Here is a 431-nt window from a genome sequence, read left to right as displayed (position 1 = left end):
CATTTATGCCGAGAAAATTTATTAATCGTTGAGAAGAATCCTTAACTAAACTTGAAGACAAATGTCGGCATAGCGTGAGCTATTAAGCCGACCATTCGACAAGTTTTGGGTTTGTTAAGGGTTCCGAGGCTCAACGTCAATAAAGCAATTGGAATAAAGCAGATAATAGTCTTGATTAATCTAATTTTTTGTTAGTTTTAGGTATTATGTATAAGAGTAAAACACAGAGAATTATGCTTTGGATTATGACAGACCATTGTATTATATTTTCTTTATTTGTTATTAGTGAAAATGCATCTAAGATTATAAAAATCACGGAAAAACAAAGGCTATATTTAAAAAAATGTTTTAGGTATAGTCCACAATAGATTTGGGCTTTATACCAATTCTCTTGAGTTTTCATTGATTTTTTTGTTCTAAAACCGTAGAAG

At 30.4% G+C, this 431-nt stretch carries 1 protein-coding gene; it reads right to left on the bottom strand.

Going from position 1 to position 431, the window contains the following annotated elements:
• Nucleotides 1-175: 175 nt before the first annotated feature.
• The coding region (locus EII32_RS12875) for an SdpI family protein (protein ID WP_148096849.1) at nt 176-431 on the bottom strand (256 nt) is incomplete at its 5' end.

Origin of the sequence: Prevotella sp. OH937_COT-195 (genome assembly GCF_003932845.1) — a bacterium.
In the GTDB taxonomy this organism is placed as follows: Bacteria; Bacteroidota; Bacteroidia; order Bacteroidales; family Bacteroidaceae; genus Prevotella.
Note: the sequence above shows the minus strand (reverse complement) of the source record. Positions and strands in the feature narration are given on the sequence as shown.